Raw genomic sequence first — 15,162 nt, 5'->3', positions numbered from 1 at the left:
CAATCCCCGAGGCAACAATTTAAACGCTTTCGGTGCGTCAACGGTGCACACGTGTGTCACAGCGTCACACATCAATGTCTCGCACTCGTTAAGGAGCGGATGTTTTCCGCAAGAAAACGGTACGGGACGCATCATCTACCGTGGTGGCACAACGTTTGCAAATCAATTAACCGTTGCAATCGCAACGTGAATCTAATGGGCAATCAACCGAGGAGTAAGTAATGGTGACGAAAGACGCATTCACCGATCGTCGTCAAGCATTGGAAGATGAATTTTTCCACCGAGTCGACGAGCGGCTCATTGCAGACATGCGGGCGAAGAAGGAGCTCGAAACCAATCGGCAACAACTCGCGGAGGTAACGGGGATTTCCGATGCCCATTTGATCGACGAACTCTTGGCTGGCGGTGCGAATGCCGAAACGGTCGCTGCGTTATCGTTGGTTCCTCTGGTCCTTGTTGCCTGGGCCGATGGGAAAATGGATCCCGAGGAACGCCAACCCATCTTGGCTGCGGCACACGAAAAAGGAATCACCGAAGGAACGCCGGCGGCGGATTTACTTGAGCACTGGTTGTCCGTCAAACCCAAAAAGAAGCTTGCCTTGACGTGGAAGCATTACATCACCGACTTGATCACCCGGATGAGTGATGAGTCGTTGCTGACGCTCCGTGCGGACATCATGGATCGAGCGAGGGCGGTGGCGAACGCTTCCGGCGGCGTGTTGGGGTTTGTCAAAACCACGATCGATGAACGACGCGTCCTTTCGTTTCTCGACGAGGTGCTAGGTCGCGAAGTCGCGCTTCCTCGAACCCCGAAGTAATTCGGCCAAGCAAGCCCGTTCGCAACGCAACGTTCACCCCAAACAACAGCAGGTGGCTGAGATGGTCGCGATTCAGTCGCATCAACCCGACGAGATTGCTCGCGAGATCGAAACGGTTTCCGAGTCGTCGCAGCATGCCTCGGAGAATCAAGCGATCGCAGAATTGCTTGACGAAATCGCCAACCTGTTGGCGGAACAAGGTGCGGGTGAATTTCGCGTTCGCGCGTATCAGAACGCCAGCAAGACACTCCATTCGCTGGCGACTCCGGTTCGCAACATCATGCTGCACGAGGGCGTGATGGGGTTGATTGACTTGCCGACGATTGGGCATTCGATCGCAAACTTAATCGAACAATATCTTCGATTGGGTCGCATTCCGCTATTGGATCGGCTGCGTGGCGATGAGACTGCGGAGCGATTGTTTGCGACATTGCCCAGCATCGGTCCCGAGCTAGCGCATCGGATTCATGAGGAGCTCGAGATCGAAACACTTCTGGAATTATGGGCCGCTGCGAAAGACGGACGGCTCGAAAAAGTACCGGGGATGGGACGCAAGCGAATTCGCGCCATTCGCGAAAGTTTGGCGGATCGTCTTCGTCATCGCGCCCCTGCTGGCCCTTCAGCCCTCGCTGCGGACATGACGCGGTCGGAGCCGGCCGTTTATGATCACACCGTTTCCGGTGCACGCGAATCGGACCACGAGGTTTCGGTCGCAGAATTGCTGGACGTCGACGAAGAGTATCGACGACTCGCTTCGCAAGGCAAGTTGACGAAGATCGCACCTCGCCATTTCAATCCTGGGGCAGTCGCTTGGCTTCCCATTCTTCATTGCCAGCGATCCGACCGGCACTACACCGCGATGTACTCTAACACCGCGCGTGCTCATCAGCTTAATACAACCAAGGATTGGGTCATCCTTTATCGCGACGATCCGAAGTCACATGATCGTTGGACGGTGATCACCTCGCAGTTTGGCAAACTTCGTGGCTGCCGTATCGTCCGAGGACGAGAAGAAGAATGTTGGCGACATTATCGCCCCCACTCTGCGGGGGACCCCCATCCATAGAACGCTCCGCCTTGCCAACCCGATTGCGGCGGCATGTTCACCGAGTGACCTGCTGAGTTGGATATCGGCAGGATCAATTTTTTGCCAACTCCGTTTTGCTTCCTTTTCCCCTTTCTGCCGCTGGAGTATCGATGATGAAAGTCGTGAGCGCCCTAATTTTTGCCCTGTTTTTCGCAACATTGGGTTCGCAACTCAGTAGTGCTGATCCCCCTAACGAAGCACCGCCTCATCGAATCACTCCTCTGATGAAAATGAAGCTCGATAAGTCAAAAGCGATACTGGAGGGGCTGACGCTCGAGGATTTCGAGGCGATCGCCAAGAATGCCAAAGCATTAAAACTGTTGAGTTTAGAAAGCGGCTGGAACGTGCTGCAGACACCGGAATATGTCACTCAAAGTCAGGAATTCCGACGCACCGCAGACATGATCGCCGAAGCCGCAAAGGAAAAGAACATTAGCCGAGCAACGCTGGGATATGTGTCGATGACGGTTCGCTGTGTTGAATGCCACTCGTACATGAGAAAGCATCGCATGGAGCTGAACTAAAAACGCAGCGAATCAACGGATTCGCACCTGCGAACCGCGTTGCGTTGATCACGTCATGGAGATGCAACGAGCTGGGCTTCGTTGACTTTTATTGGGAACTATTTGTGTCGGGTGCCCTATAATCAAAGACAAGAAACTCGTAAAAGTCACGTGGGCATTTTGTCGAGTTTCCTGTTCGCGATACAAGGGGTGCCAATGAGCATTGACCTGACCACACACTTTGGCGGCTTGAAGCTCAATTCCCCGATCATTGTCGGCGCTTGTCCATTGACCGCCGAAGAGCAGAGCCACGCCGCGATTGCCGCAGCAGGTGCGGGCGCGATCGTGCTTCCCTCGCTCTTTCAGGAACAGGTCCTGCAGTGGAATCAGCGAAGGGGACTCGAGGTTCATGAAGCTTCTCCCCAATTATTGGAACGCTGCAAATCGGGACCGACCGATACGTATTGCCAAAGTGCCGAATCGTATTTGTCGATGGTACAACGCGCAAGCTCTCACGCTTCGATTCCCATCATCGCCAGTCTGAATGGGGAATGTGGAGGTCATTGGCTGGACTTTGCCGGTGAGCTTCAGCAGGCGGGCGCCGCGGCGATCGAATTGAATGTGCATCATCCGCCACCAAGCGAATATGGCGGTCCGCGAGAAGTCGAAGACGCCATGACCGAGTTGGTCACCCAAATTGATGCCGCCATCACGATTCCGTTGTTCCTGAAACTCGACCGCTATTACACGAGCCCCAGCCATCTGGCACATCGATTATTGTCGGGCGCCCAAGGTTTGGTGTTGTTCGGTCGGGCCCCCGACGTCGACATCTGTCTTGACAGTTTCCAGCTGAAAACCAACTGGGAATTAACCCATGCGGGTTCGATCGTTCAATCGCTTGGAACGATCATGCGAATTCACAGCTATTGCCCTGCCATGCCGCTTGCGGCATGTGGTGGGATCGGCACTCCGAGCGACGTGATCCGCGTGCTGTTGGCCGGAGCCGACGTTGCCATGGTGACTTCGGCCGTGTACCGCGAAGGCCCTGGGGTGATTCGTACGCTGGTCGATGGATTGCGAATGTTCATGGACAAACATCACATCAAATCGATGCGAGAATTGGAGATGCAGCGTCCAATCGAATTCAATTCCGGCGAACAACGCCAACAATACATCCAGACGTTGTCCAGGCGACGCGAAGCGGACGAGATGGTCCACCCAGTTCATGCGATCCACGGCGACCGTTGGGGACATCCCACGCCGTAATCGGCGGCGGTCCAGTGCGACGGAGCTGGGGCACGTCCAGCACGACTGCGCCGGGTCACGTCCAGCGTCGCTTCTTGGAACTAGTTCACCTCGCGTTGCCACGTTCCCGGAACGACCTTCATCGTGACGGAGTCGGCATCGAATCCCGGCGGAGGATTTTCTAAGTAGCGGCTGTCATAGTTCAGGTTCAGCGATGTCGCCTGGACCTTGATCTTTTCGTGGGCAATAACAACGCCTCTAATCTTCGATTCGGCCGAGAACTTCAAGTCGCCGGTGGAGTAGATCAGCCCCGAAATTTCCGAGGGATACGAGTCGGTGTCAGAGAACGTGGTGTTGGATGTCCCGCCGTTGAACGGATAAGGCGTCTCGGGCGGATTTAAATTGGTGCCCACATTTGTCTCGTTAAAACCGGCTGATGACACCCCTATCCGCAGCGTGTCGTTGGTTAGCAGTGCGGGGTAATTCAGTTCGGCAGGTTCCCACACCAAGGGGCCTTGAATGATCGAATCTTGGCCGGGATTAAGAAACACCAACGTGCCAACGATCCTGGATTTTCCCACTCGCACGTCTTTGCCAGCGCAGTTGATCAGATAGATTCCTTTGGCGTTGGTCGCTCCGCCAAAGGGATTGTTGCTTGGCGTCAATAATCCATCCAACACGTACGAGTCCGACGGGTAGGTTGTATTACGCAAACTAACGCTGTCCATGAAATAATCGTTGGCAATATCGATTGAGAGTCGCAGCGTTGCCTGAGTGAGCGTTCCCGTCCAGGTCGGAGAGAAACTGCCACCAACGCTGCCCCATTTATTGATTTCAAGCGTGGTCACCGGAGTCATAAATGACAGCGTACTGGATTCGGATGTTTCGAGCGTCAACACGGCCTGAACTTTCGCATTGGCAGTAGGAAACACGTTCAGCAGGACATCGTAGGTATCGCCGCTGCGGAGACTTGCCAGCGATAGATTTTGTGCCGCCACCGCGTTATTGTCCGCGCGTCCAGTGACTCGCAGCGAGTAAAGCCCATCCTTTTTCTGTGTGAAACTGCGTTGCAGTGTACAGTCGCCCAACGCCCCCCAGTTTTGCGTGCCCGATTCGAACGTCGTGTTGACCAAGATCTCGGGTTGGGGCCAGGTTCGTAGCGACGAATAATCGATCGTCGTACCATGCGACAAGTAATAGTCCAGCGTGTGTAGCGGATCGGGCATGGTGCGCCGCGTCGAACGCAGTTGAGTTGATTTGGTATAGGTTGAACCGTTGATATCGTCGTACGCCTCGACGTTAGCATTGACAATAGAACCGCCGCCCGCGTCCACTTTTTCGTTAGCACAAATAGTTTGGTCGCTCGAGAGCGTGGCGCCGTCGACGTCCATATCGTCACCGCTGATCATCGACACCTCGAGACACGATCCCGTTCGCGGACCGACTTCTAAACGCACCGAGGTTTGGAACATTGCATCCCCTTGGCGGCCCGTCCCTGTCAGGATGATGGGATGGTTATCGCCGACCGCAACGTCGTCATCGACGGGATCGGTCGCGGACAGCGAATAGGTGCCACGATCAATCGTTTGCTGGGTGATCCAATCACCATTGCCAAAATGGGTTCGCCAAAAAGGATCGTTGCGAATCCGCAACATGCCGATATCCACCGCAGCCCGGGCGTAGACACGGGCGGCAATAAAGTCGTCACTCTCTTCGGCACTACGCCCCTGCAAACGCATCAATTGCAGTGACGCCAGTCCGATCGAGGCCACAATCAGCGACGAAAACAAAACGACCGCATAGATCGCTCCGTCGCGTGAGCGTGGTTGGCAGGGGTGCCGCCGGCGGTCGTCGAGACGACTGAGATTCACGTAATTGAGTCCGGTATCAAGGATTTTGTGTTAGTGGATATCGATATCACTCGCGACGCATCACGGTGCAATCACTACGGTCAACGCCGCAGACGCGGTTCCCCCACGACCATCGTAAACCGTTAACGTGCAGGTATAGTTTCCAGGTGTGTAGTAGAAATGAGTGGTACTGATTCCGCTGCCTTTGCTGCCGTCACCAAAGTCCCAAACGTAGGACAGGTAGTCGCCGTCTTGGTCGCTCGATCCATCGCCGTCAAACAGAACAGTCTGTCCCACATCGCGGCTCAGATCGGGGGACGTGGCGACGGCAACCGGCGCATGATTGCCGGTGGCGTCGGAGGGGGCGGGAATCGTTTGGACCCATCCGATGCTGCGATAACCGACTAACGTACTGACGACTTGGCCATTTTGAGAAACGGTCACGCGGATCTTCTTCAGCCCTGTATTGGTAGCGGTCGTTTCGCTTAACGTCTCGGCATCCGCCCAAGTAACATGAACGCTGCGTGACCATTGATCGAATCCGCTGATTGTCCCACCGCTGCGATCTTGTGGCGGCGATGCACTCCAATCATGAAAGTCATCCACGTCGTCAAACTGCGATCGATTGCCGGTTGATTCTGCCGATTCCGTTCCAAACGTCGCTTCTTCGTCCGTTTCGGGCTCGCGGTACGCTTGCAATAGGATCTCATTCATCATCGCACCCGCCAACTGTTGCCCCAACAAACGATCCAGCGTTACCCGTTCGCGCCGCTTGGACGCTCCGATCGTTTGCAATGCCCCAACCATCAAAATGCCGACCAGCATCACAGAAATCACAGCATCCAGCAGTGCAAAACCGTGACGTCGCTCGTTGTCGTCGCGGCGTGATTGTGACATCCCGATCATGGCTGTGGCTCCATCACCCGAATGCGTGCATACGAAAATTCGGCATCGCTCACGTCGGCACCAAGGCATGCCGACCGGTTGGCATCGGTCGATTCAAAGGGAGACAATGCGTATGTCCCGTACTGGACCTCGTCGATACTTAAACTGACACTGGAGGTATCCGGATCGAGGATCAAATGCAAGTACACCGGTTGATTCGGTAGCCCCGGCACCTTGATCAAGGTGCGAGTGTTCGCGTCGGACGATTTGGTCGCCAACGTCAACGTTTGACTGCCGTCGGATTGTTTTGTCAATGAAGCGAGCACCGGAGCACAGGTGGCTCCAGATCGAAACGCGTTGATCTTGAATGTCGCTCCGTTTCCTCCCACACTTGTGTTCTGGAATTTGACATCGACAACGGTTGGCGTATCAAAATTACAATCCGGAGTGGAATTCAACTGAGTTCGGTTTGTCCGCCAAACTCCATCGACGAGCGAGTCGGCATCAAATGTGTCACCGTCGTCGACGATCCAGTCGCCTGCGGCATCTCCGTTGACATCCACTGTCGTTGGATTTGCGTTGAACTTGGTTTCCCATTTATTGGAGAGTAACTCGGGATGATTCAAGCACGCAATCGTCCAATTCAATGTGGGGGTATTGGGTTTCATTCGCATCGTCACGCCCATCGACGTCAGATAATTGCTGCTCAGAGAAAGGCTTCCGCTGGCGCGAGTCAATTTCCCATACAATCGCGAAACCAAGGATTTTCCGTTGTTGTAGGACCACGACGTGCCACCGTTGGACGACTTAAGCAATCCAGACGCGTCACTCGTACTTTGTAATTCGACCCCGGAATTCGATTGGTTACGATCCAACACCAAACAGAGACCACCACCGGAGGCATGCGGATCAAGTTTGTCGAATCGGGCCTCGTACCACTCGTAACTACTCAGCAACACATACACCGTCTCTTGTTCATCCGAACTGCCGTAGGGAGTGAGATTGATCGACGCGGGAAGCATCTGAGCACGAATCGTACGATAAAAGAAGCTGAAGGAAGACTTCTGCGCTCTGAACTGCACACGCGTGGGACGCCATGTATAGGCTCCCGCAGGCAATGTCATTGCGTAATGTTGCCCCACCCAGTCGTCGGATTTAATTTCATTATTACCAAGCCCGCTGGTTGCCGAGCGATCGATCAATAGCGATTCATAGGTGTCTTCGATCCCCACGCTCGGATAGGTCTCGGCAACACTTTGAAAGTTGGGCGTCAAACTAAACAGCTCGACATCATCGGCGATTGTTAGCGGCGTTGACCCATTGTATTGCCGCGTCAGCGGTCCCCCCGGGGTTCCCGTCCATGCGTAACGAATTCGCTCGGCAAAACCATCGCCGTCGCGGTCCGGTACAGTAAATCCGATGGTGGTCGCCGAACGTTCGGTGATGTGGACCGCCGTTTCAAGTTCCGTCGCGAATTGATCGGCAATGCGAGTTCCGCGAAGTGCGGATGCGGTGCTGCCATCGGAATCAGGGATGCTGCGAACTGAAATCGCGAGACTCGCGTGAAGGCCTGCAATAATGATGCTCGACACCAACAACGCGACGACCAATTCCATCAGCAGCATGCCGCGACGTGGTCCACCGCCGCTTGCGACAGCTGCGACATATAACTGTAAGGTGCGAGACCGTTTCATTGAATCACCGCCGTTCCCGTGACAGCGTCCACGGTGATCGTCGTTTGCAAACGTCCAGACCCAACGATGATGTTTCCACCTCGATTGGGAATACCAAACCCGTTAAACGTCAGCGTCTGAGTACCGGTCCGGCCCCAAACCGAAACCAGCGACGATTTATAGGGCGACTCATTCAGCTTCACGAGGTAGTCCCCCGAGGGCCGTTCAAGCGGTCGGACATCCTCGATCGAGTATTGCTCGCGATCCACGTAAAACGTGACCGTCTTTGCAGTACTTGAGCGGAATGCTGTCAATTGTGCTCGTTTCAGATCGGCAACCATTCGGTTTGCCGTATTCGCGACACGGTAGCGTTGTAGCGAATCGGCCCAACGCGGCGCCGCAGCAGCGGCCATGATGCCCAGGATGACCAACACGATTGTGATCTCGATCAGCGAAAGCCCCGCGCGAACTGGGCCGCATGCCGATTGTTTTCGCGTCAATGTGGGGGACGCCGGCGTTGCTAGCGTTCTCGACGATTGCGATGCTGTCTTTTCTTTTGCAGCCTTCATCGAGTTGCCTAGCCGAAACGAAAATACGAGCCTATTGCTACCAATTCACCAAGCAACTCTAACCCGTAATTAGCGAATCAGCCCACGCAACCTCGTCGTTAAGCTAGGAAAGGCGTTCCGATTTTCCCGAGTTTTCTGATTATGCGGACCAGGGAGCGCCGATAGAAGCTGTAACGATTCTTCTGATTACCGACTCTGGACGAGCCTTACGCCCCCATGAAACTGCCGTCGTTGCAAAATCGAAACTGCGGCACCTTCGTTTCTCGAGGACCGGGGCGTTATGCAGCAATCCTGCTGCTGATGTGGATGGGGTGCTGCACCTCGACGGCGTATTGCGACACGTTTGCCGAGCAGATTCGTGCCCCACGATCACTGCAATCTTCTACAACCGCGGCAAATGGCGACCGTTCATCGCAACCGCTTAGCAAGCCCGATCCAAATTGGCGACAAAAGACAACGGCTGTCGCGCAAACCGCATGGCAGTCGCCTGTCCATTCCCGTGCCGATCGAGTCGGATTAGCGGCGCCGACAACGGATCAAGACCCTTTGTATTCCGACGCAATTCATCATGGAATCTCGATCAATATCACTGACGCCACGGTCGACTCGGTGTTGCATTTGATCGCCGAGCAACAGGGACTTAACGTGATCACCAGCGGCGATGTGAGCCAGCGGATTACCGTCAAACTGACCGACGTTTCGCTTTCGGACGCCCTGAATTCCATTCTTCCCGCCAACGGTTTGACCTGGACTCAGCGAAACAACATCATTGTCGTTTCTAATATCTCCAGCGAAACCAAAGGCCCAGCGAACCTGCAAGGACGCGAAATGCGTGTCTTCTCGTTGGACTATATCTCAGCCGAGGACGCGGAAAAAATCGTCAAGGGAATGCTCTCACCTGTTGGCCAAGTGTTCCTGAATCAATCGATGTCCACTGACCACCGACGGACGCAAGAGCAGTTGGTGGTCGAGGACTTGCCGATGTATCTGTGGCGAGTCGAAGAATACATTGCGCAGGTGGATCGTGCCCCACGTCAAGTGATTGTCGAAGCCCATGTGTTGCAAGTCGAACTGGGTGAAGACAACCGACACGGGATCGACATGAGTAACATGCTCCGCATCGCGGGGTCGCCAATCAAGTTGGAAGCGAAAAACTTTACCAAAGGTGGAACCCAGCCCACTGGGGTTTTAAGTGTCGAAGGCCGCGATCTTAACGGCGTGATCGAAGCAATCAAAAGTACGACCGATTCCAAAACGCTTGCGTCGCCTAAGATTGCCGTGCTCAACGGACAACAGGCTCGCATCCAAGTGGGCGGCCAAATTGGTTATCTGCTCACCACCACGACCCAGACAAGCACGCTGCAGAGTGTCAATTTCCTCGATGTCGGAGTGATTCTCGAAGTGACCCCCACCATCACCGACGACGGCCAGATTGTGATGCAGGTCAACCCCGAGGTCTCCACCGGACGAATCAATACCACCACCAGTCTTCCGGAGAGTGAAACGACGCAGTTACAAACGCGGATCATGTTGGCTGATGGCGAGGCGATGTTGATCGGCGGTTTGATCAAAGAAACCAACAACAATGGTCAAAGTCGGATTCCATGGCTCGGTGATTTGTGGCTGGTGGGTAAACTGTTTCAACGCCACGAACTGCAACGCGAGCGAAGCGAAATCATTATCGCGTTACTGCCACGCATCTTGCCAGACGTTCCTGGATGCCGCAGCATCCATCCCGCAGAGGTCGACCAGTCATCGACACCTCTGTTCCATGATGGATTGCAACCGACCGATCGACGCTATTGGGAACCGGAACTACCCGATCCCAGTAACACGCCGCGCAAATTCCAACCGTTCTCTTCTCATCCACGGCAAAGTCAATCGTCACGCACAAACAACCGACATTTTGTGGATCAATCCGCCGAAGCGGTGATGATCCAAGACCCAATCGGCAATGGCGATTATCCACCGGTCTATCACGAACCGGATCACACGTACATCTACCCTTCTGATTTGGATGTCCAGTAAGTGGGGTCCAAATGGCTTCTTAGCGCGGAGATTATCTAACGATGCCCAACGATCCCGAGATTCCCGAGGAACTACTCCATCTACTCGAGAAACGTGATAACCCCGAACGTCGAAAAGAGAATCGACGCAAAAACGAAACGAAGCTGCCCAAGTCGATGGAGCGACGCTCCGGCAATCGCCGCGTGAAATTGCGGCGAAAAAAATGACGCTTCGATCGGTGAAGGACAACGCTACTTGCTGAGCGACAAGTTCACCGCGACGTCAATTTCGTCCCATGCTGCATCGTTGCTAGGGCGATCACTGAGCAGCAGCGTCGGATGTTGACGATTGACCTGACAGATGCTGTACATCTCATCGGCACACTGCATGAACGCGTCGATAATTCGGGTGTCCCATTGCTCGCCCGCTCCGGCTCGTAGAATGGCTTCGGCTTTCGCTCGGGGCATTCCATTTCGATAAGGCCGCGTACTCGTCATCGCGTCGTAGGCATCGGCAACTGCCAAGATCCGCCCCATCAAAGGGATCTCTTCGCCAGCCAATCCATGCGGGTAGCCGCTTCCATCAAAGCACTCATGATGATGTAGCACGCCCGGAAGCACGAAGTCGAGTTGCTTCAGATGCTTCAGGATCGAATATCCGATTTCAGGATGGCGTTGGACAATCGCAAACTCTTCTTCGCTTAGCCGCGTCGGTTTACCGAGTACTGAATCGGGCACGCCAATTTTGCCAATGTCATGGAGCAACCCCGACATATAGACATCGTGTTGCTCTTGCGGATCAAGTCCCAATTTTGCAGCGAGCGTGCGTCCCATCGCAGCCACACGATCGCTATGACCGCGAGTGTAGGCGTCTTTTGCGTCGATCGAGTTGATCATCGCTCGAATGACTCCGACGACAAGGTCCTCGATCTGGCGGAACGATTGCAGATTGCTGGCGTGTGCCGCTAAGTTCAGCCCAGCGGACTGAAGCAACCCCGCTTCGAACGTACCGAATTCACGCAGTTGCGGTGATAGGTCAGCGAGGCAGTCCGCGTCGGGCCGAGCCAATTTGTTGACCATCACTAGCCAGCCAAACCGCTGAGAGTTGTTGGCAATCGGGACCAATGCACAACTGCGGATTCCCTCGAGGTCCTGCCACCCCCTGTGAAGGCTATTGGAATTTCGAACCACGGGTTGTTCGACGATTTGATCCGCAAACTGACCCACCAATTCCATCATCGTGTGGTCACGGACCTCCGTTTCGCCAGCACGGAATGCCAGCGTATCTGCACCTGTTTGCGTATCCGTTACGAACAGAAAAATTGCTTCAACGGACAAAACATCGCACAGCGGAGGCAGGATGACACTGGCAATATTTTGCAAATCGTTCTGCGGATGCCACAGCTCCGGCCTCTCGGCAAGCGAACGCAACCAACTGAGTTCTTCGAAATCTCGCGTGACTTGCGAAGCGTATTCATCGAGCTGCGAATCACGCGACGCAATCTCTTGTTTGCACTTTAAATTTTCGACCACCATATTTGCCAAAGGAATGCTCAAATTAGCATCACTTGCGGCAATGATTCCACACAAGGCAAAGGGCGTAATACGATTCCCCATCGGAATCGCCAAAACTGCATTTTCAGCGGAAATCGCGTGCACCGAGGGCTCTTTAGCCGCGAGTAACGCATCGATTTGCAGCGTCTCGGGGAGTGACAGATGAGTGTGTTCAAGTTGATCCGCCTGGAGCGGCGAAACACTCAGTCGCACCGAGCCCTGTTGCGTGACCAGGTGAAAGGGGGTGCGAAAATGTTTTTGCAGGATCTCAGCAACCTCTTGAGGACGCTGTAGATGTCTCGTTTCGAGCAAACGCTGAGCACGGTGTTCGGACATCGGAAGGACTCATATCAACTGGATTCGCGTGAACAAACGAGACGAGGGAAGTCTCGCAACTGTCCAAGGTTAGCCCGCAAAATCGAGAATCCCCCCGAAAATTACGTGAGAATAATTTCCTTGACTTTCCGGACACTCCTTAATTGCGTCCTATGTTTTTACGTAAGCCGGGAATGTTCAGTCACTCGGCATTAATCGTACTTCCGTAGGGGTAAATGCAAAGTGTTCAAGACAAGACGTTGGTGTCGCAAAGGGTTTACGTTGGTGGAATTGGTCGTCGTGGTGCTAATTCTGGGCATCTTGGCCGCCGTCGCCGCTCCCCGCATGTTCGATACCGCTGGCAATGCGCGTGACAACGCAACTCGACAATCGCTTGTCGTGATTCGCGATGCCATTGATTTGTATAAAGCGCAAACCGGCGACTACCCGGAACTATCCACCTTCACCACCGATTTGAAACCTTATTTGCAAGGCGCCTTTCCTGCGACTCAGGTAGGATCCAATCCAGGCGCCGGCATCGTGGCAGGAACGTCACCGCTTGAAACGGCCACCGCCGCCGGGGGTTGGATCTATGACGAATCCACCGGTGAGTTTTGTGTTAACGACTCGGGCTTTATCACGAAATGGTAGCCTCGCTGGCGTTTCGTCAGCCTTGGCTTCTGATCGCCCCACCCTACATCCACTTCAAAGCCCATCCATGACGATTGCGTTCATCGAGCTCCGCTCGGTGAACGCAATCATTCCTATTAGGCCAGTTTAATGAGTGATTTAAAAAGACGGATCTTAATCACAGAGGACAATCGTGTCCTTGGCGATGTGCTGCGATTCAATCTCCAGCGGTCCGGCTTTGACGTCACCATTGCCCACGATGGTGCCGAGGCAATGGAATCGCTCGCCAACCAATCGTTTGACCTGTTGATAACCGATTACCAAATGCCCAATGTCGACGGAGCGGAACTCTGTCATTACATCCGACAAAACCGATCACTGGATGCGATGTTCATCATCATGTGTTCGGCCAAAGGGATGGAATTGGATCGAGAACAACTGCGGCGAGATTGGAATATCGCCAAACTTGTTCTCAAGCCGTTTAGTATCCGAGAAATTGTTGCCATCGTAAACGACTTGCTCACAGCCAGCGAAGACACCAGCGCCGTGTATTCGTGAACCCCCAACCGCATTCATGAATAATATCTCCAACGCAATCCCGTCGCTAAGCAGCCGAATCGTTGACCGATATTTAATGTGCGGTCTGGCTTCGATCTTTGGAGTCGTCAGCGTTGCATTGACGCTGGCGTGGCGAGGAGCCCTGATTGAATCCGTCTCGATCACGGTGGCGGTTCCGCTGTTTTTGCTTTTAGTCGGCAGCTTTATCATGCGGCGCTCGGTTCAAATCAATGAATCGATCGAAAACCAACTGCAACATATCACCACCGGGGTCTGCAGTTCCCCGGCAGAGTTGGTCCCGCTGATTGCCACCACTCCTGTCGCGGCGGGATGGAACAAACTGCTACGACAAATCAACGAACAAGGAACGCTCTCGACGCTCGAAGAGCGGCTGCGTGAAACTCTCGACGCTTCGGCCGGCAAACGATGGGAAGGGATTTTCAACGCGTTATCCGAAGGGGTCGCATTGACCAATCCTAACGGCAATGTCGTGCTTGCCAACAATGCGTTGGTGGCAATGGTGGGCGCCGCGTCGGCAAGTGATGTCGTGGGACGCGAACTCGGCCAATGGTTCGCCGCGGCTGTCAGTCCCGCCAGCGCCGCGGAGCTGGATGAGCAGCAACAAAAATCAAACAGTTTCACGATCGAATTATTGCTTGGTAACGAACTTTCCGCTGGCGTTTGGCGATTGAGCCGCACCCCGTTGATCGGCGACGCGTTCGAGCAAGGCAGTTCGTTGTGGAGTCTTCGCGACGTCACGCAACAGAAACTTGCCGAAGAAATGCGGAACCAGTTTGTGTTCACCGCGACACATGAACTGCGAACGCCGCTGGCGAATATCAAAGCCTACGCCGAAACGTTGATCGACAATGACGACATCGATGTCGAACATCAAAAGGGCTTTTACAACATTTTGATGTCCGAAGCGACTCGGTTGGCCCGTTTTGTCGACGACCTGCTTGACGTTAGCCAGATGGAATCGGGTGCGATCTCGGTCGTGCGACACGAAACCGACATGCAGCGTTTGATTGATGAAGTGATCGAAAAAGTTCAGCCTTCGCTACAAGAGAAAACTTTAGCGTTCGAAAGCAAGTTGCCTGCGAAGTTGCCAAAACTGCGAATCGACAAAGACAAGATTGCCGGTGTGCTCGTCAATTTGCTTAGCAACGCGGCCAAATACACCCCCGCAGGCGGAAGTGTCCGTTTGCTGGTCGAGACCGATGCGGATGGGATTCAGTTGCAAGTCGAGGACACTGGTTTTGGCATTGCAGCGGAAGAGTTGCCGCGGCTTTGTGAAAAATTCTTCCGCAGCCATGACTCGCGTGTGCAAGAGATCAGCGGCAGCGGGCTAGGACTCGCCTTCTCGCAAGAAGTCGCACGACTGCACGGTGGCGAAATCGTCATCTCGAGTGAACTGAATGTGGGATCGCGTTTCACCCTGACCTTACCCCTGAACTAATTGGAGTGAA

The 15,162-nt window shown here is 54.2% G+C and carries 14 protein-coding genes; 9 read left to right on the top strand and 5 right to left on the bottom strand.

The window, feature by feature from the left end:
- Positions 1-221: 221 nt before the first annotated feature.
- From ABD971_RS35035 to ABD971_RS35020, 4 genes are all read left to right on the top strand, one after another.
- Positions 222-818 (top strand): hypothetical protein, encoded by a 597-nt coding sequence (locus tag ABD971_RS35035; RefSeq protein ID WP_345328393.1) that lies wholly within the window; start codon positions 222-224, stop codon positions 816-818.
- Positions 819-879: 61 nt separating this feature from the next.
- On the top strand, positions 880-1,884 hold the full coding sequence (locus tag ABD971_RS35030) for a helix-hairpin-helix domain-containing protein (protein WP_345328526.1): 1,005 nt from the start codon (positions 880-882) through the stop codon (positions 1,882-1,884).
- A 245-nt stretch (positions 1,885-2,129) separates the two neighbouring features.
- Positions 2,130-2,429 carry a hypothetical protein gene (locus tag ABD971_RS35025; protein ID WP_345328392.1) on the top strand — a complete coding sequence of 100 codons (300 nt, stop codon included), beginning with the start codon at positions 2,130-2,132 and terminating at the stop codon, positions 2,427-2,429.
- 195 nt (positions 2,430-2,624) lie between these two features.
- Positions 2,625-3,674: a dihydroorotate dehydrogenase-like protein gene (locus ABD971_RS35020; protein WP_339941667.1), complete on the top strand. Its 1,050-nt coding sequence runs from the start codon at positions 2,625-2,627 to the stop codon at positions 3,672-3,674.
- An 80-nt stretch (positions 3,675-3,754) separates the two neighbouring features.
- Here the strand turns inward: ABD971_RS35020 and ABD971_RS35015 are convergent, their stop codons facing one another.
- The 4 genes from ABD971_RS35015 to ABD971_RS35000 are packed head-to-tail and all read right to left on the bottom strand — an operon-like array spanning position 3,755 to position 8,630.
- Positions 3,755-5,524: a carbohydrate binding domain-containing protein gene (locus ABD971_RS35015; protein ID WP_345328391.1), complete on the bottom strand. Its 1,770-nt coding sequence runs from the start codon at positions 5,522-5,524 to the stop codon at positions 3,755-3,757.
- A gap of 60 nt (positions 5,525-5,584) precedes the next feature.
- Positions 5,585-6,409: a PKD domain-containing protein gene (locus tag ABD971_RS35010; protein ID WP_339941663.1), complete on the bottom strand. Its 825-nt coding sequence runs from the start codon at positions 6,407-6,409 to the stop codon at positions 5,585-5,587.
- Positions 6,406-8,082, bottom strand: coding sequence for a PulJ/GspJ family protein (locus tag ABD971_RS35005; protein ID WP_345328390.1), 1,677 nt, complete (start codon positions 8,080-8,082; stop codon positions 6,406-6,408). Before ABD971_RS35005 ends, ABD971_RS35010 begins: the two co-directional genes overlap by 4 nt.
- The gene (locus tag ABD971_RS35000; RefSeq protein ID WP_345328389.1) at positions 8,079-8,630 is read right to left on the bottom strand and encodes a pilus assembly FimT family protein; all 552 of its coding nucleotides are present in this window, start codon (positions 8,628-8,630) and stop codon (positions 8,079-8,081) included. The genes ABD971_RS35005 and ABD971_RS35000 overlap by 4 nt, the downstream gene beginning before the upstream one ends.
- 216 nt (positions 8,631-8,846) lie before the next feature.
- Here ABD971_RS35000 and ABD971_RS34995 point away from each other — a divergent pair, with 216 nt between their 5' ends.
- Together ABD971_RS34995 and ABD971_RS34990 are read left to right on the top strand one after the other, a co-directional pair.
- Positions 8,847-10,658, top strand: a complete 1,812-nt coding sequence (locus tag ABD971_RS34995) for a secretin and TonB N-terminal domain-containing protein (protein ID WP_345328388.1) — start codon at positions 8,847-8,849, stop codon at positions 10,656-10,658.
- Between the two features lie 41 nt (positions 10,659-10,699).
- The gene (locus ABD971_RS34990; RefSeq protein ID WP_008693701.1) at positions 10,700-10,864 is read left to right on the top strand and encodes a hypothetical protein; all 165 of its coding nucleotides are present in this window, start codon (positions 10,700-10,702) and stop codon (positions 10,862-10,864) included.
- Between the two features lie 24 nt (positions 10,865-10,888).
- Here ABD971_RS34990 and ABD971_RS34985 read toward each other — a convergent pair whose 3' ends face one another.
- The gene (locus ABD971_RS34985) at positions 10,889-12,526 is read right to left on the bottom strand and encodes an HD-GYP domain-containing protein (RefSeq protein ID WP_345328387.1); all 1,638 of its coding nucleotides are present in this window, start codon (positions 12,524-12,526) and stop codon (positions 10,889-10,891) included.
- A gap of 222 nt (positions 12,527-12,748) precedes the next feature.
- On the opposite strand from ABD971_RS34985, the gene ABD971_RS34980 reads away from it, so the two are divergent.
- The 3 genes from ABD971_RS34980 (at position 12,749) to ABD971_RS34970 (ending at position 15,152) form a co-directional block, all read left to right on the top strand.
- The gene (locus ABD971_RS34980; RefSeq protein WP_339941651.1) at positions 12,749-13,156 is read left to right on the top strand and encodes a prepilin-type N-terminal cleavage/methylation domain-containing protein; all 408 of its coding nucleotides are present in this window, start codon (positions 12,749-12,751) and stop codon (positions 13,154-13,156) included.
- 129 nt (positions 13,157-13,285) lie between these two features.
- Complete coding sequence (locus ABD971_RS34975; protein WP_339941649.1) at positions 13,286-13,693, top strand: response regulator; 408 nt, start codon at positions 13,286-13,288, stop codon at positions 13,691-13,693.
- Between the two features lie 16 nt (positions 13,694-13,709).
- Positions 13,710-15,152, top strand: coding sequence for a sensor histidine kinase (locus tag ABD971_RS34970; RefSeq protein ID WP_345328386.1), 1,443 nt, complete (start codon positions 13,710-13,712; stop codon positions 15,150-15,152).
- Positions 15,153-15,162 lie beyond the last annotated feature (10 nt).

Source organism: Novipirellula rosea (genome assembly GCF_039541335.1).
GTDB lineage: Bacteria > Planctomycetota > Planctomycetia > Pirellulales > Pirellulaceae > Novipirellula > Novipirellula rosea.
This window is presented reverse-complemented; position numbering and strand designations above follow the sequence as displayed.

Bases quoted from the DNA above. Each gene is read 5' to 3' on its own strand.
- ABD971_RS34975 (WP_339941649.1), top strand. From the start codon at position 13,286: ATGAGTGATTTAAAAAGACGGATCTTAATCACAGAGGACAATCGTGTC.
- ABD971_RS35010 (WP_339941663.1), bottom strand. From the start codon at position 6,409: ATGATCGGGATGTCACAATCACGCCGCGACGACAACGAGCGACGTCAC.
- ABD971_RS35035 (WP_345328393.1), top strand. From the start codon at position 222: ATGGTGACGAAAGACGCATTCACCGATCGTCGTCAAGCATTGGAAGAT.
- ABD971_RS34990 (WP_008693701.1), top strand. From the start codon at position 10,700: ATGCCCAACGATCCCGAGATTCCCGAGGAACTACTCCATCTACTCGAG.
- ABD971_RS35020 (WP_339941667.1), top strand. From the start codon at position 2,625: ATGAGCATTGACCTGACCACACACTTTGGCGGCTTGAAGCTCAATTCC.
- ABD971_RS35030 (WP_345328526.1), top strand. From the start codon at position 880: ATGGTCGCGATTCAGTCGCATCAACCCGACGAGATTGCTCGCGAGATC.
- ABD971_RS35005 (WP_345328390.1), bottom strand. From the start codon at position 8,082: ATGAAACGGTCTCGCACCTTACAGTTATATGTCGCAGCTGTCGCAAGC.
- ABD971_RS34970 (WP_345328386.1), top strand. From the start codon at position 13,710: ATGAATAATATCTCCAACGCAATCCCGTCGCTAAGCAGCCGAATCGTT.
- ABD971_RS34985 (WP_345328387.1), bottom strand. From the start codon at position 12,526: ATGTCCGAACACCGTGCTCAGCGTTTGCTCGAAACGAGACATCTACAG.
- ABD971_RS35000 (WP_345328389.1), bottom strand. From the start codon at position 8,630: ATGAAGGCTGCAAAAGAAAAGACAGCATCGCAATCGTCGAGAACGCTA.
- ABD971_RS34995 (WP_345328388.1), top strand. From the start codon at position 8,847: ATGAAACTGCCGTCGTTGCAAAATCGAAACTGCGGCACCTTCGTTTCT.
- ABD971_RS35025 (WP_345328392.1), top strand. From the start codon at position 2,130: ATGAAAATGAAGCTCGATAAGTCAAAAGCGATACTGGAGGGGCTGACG.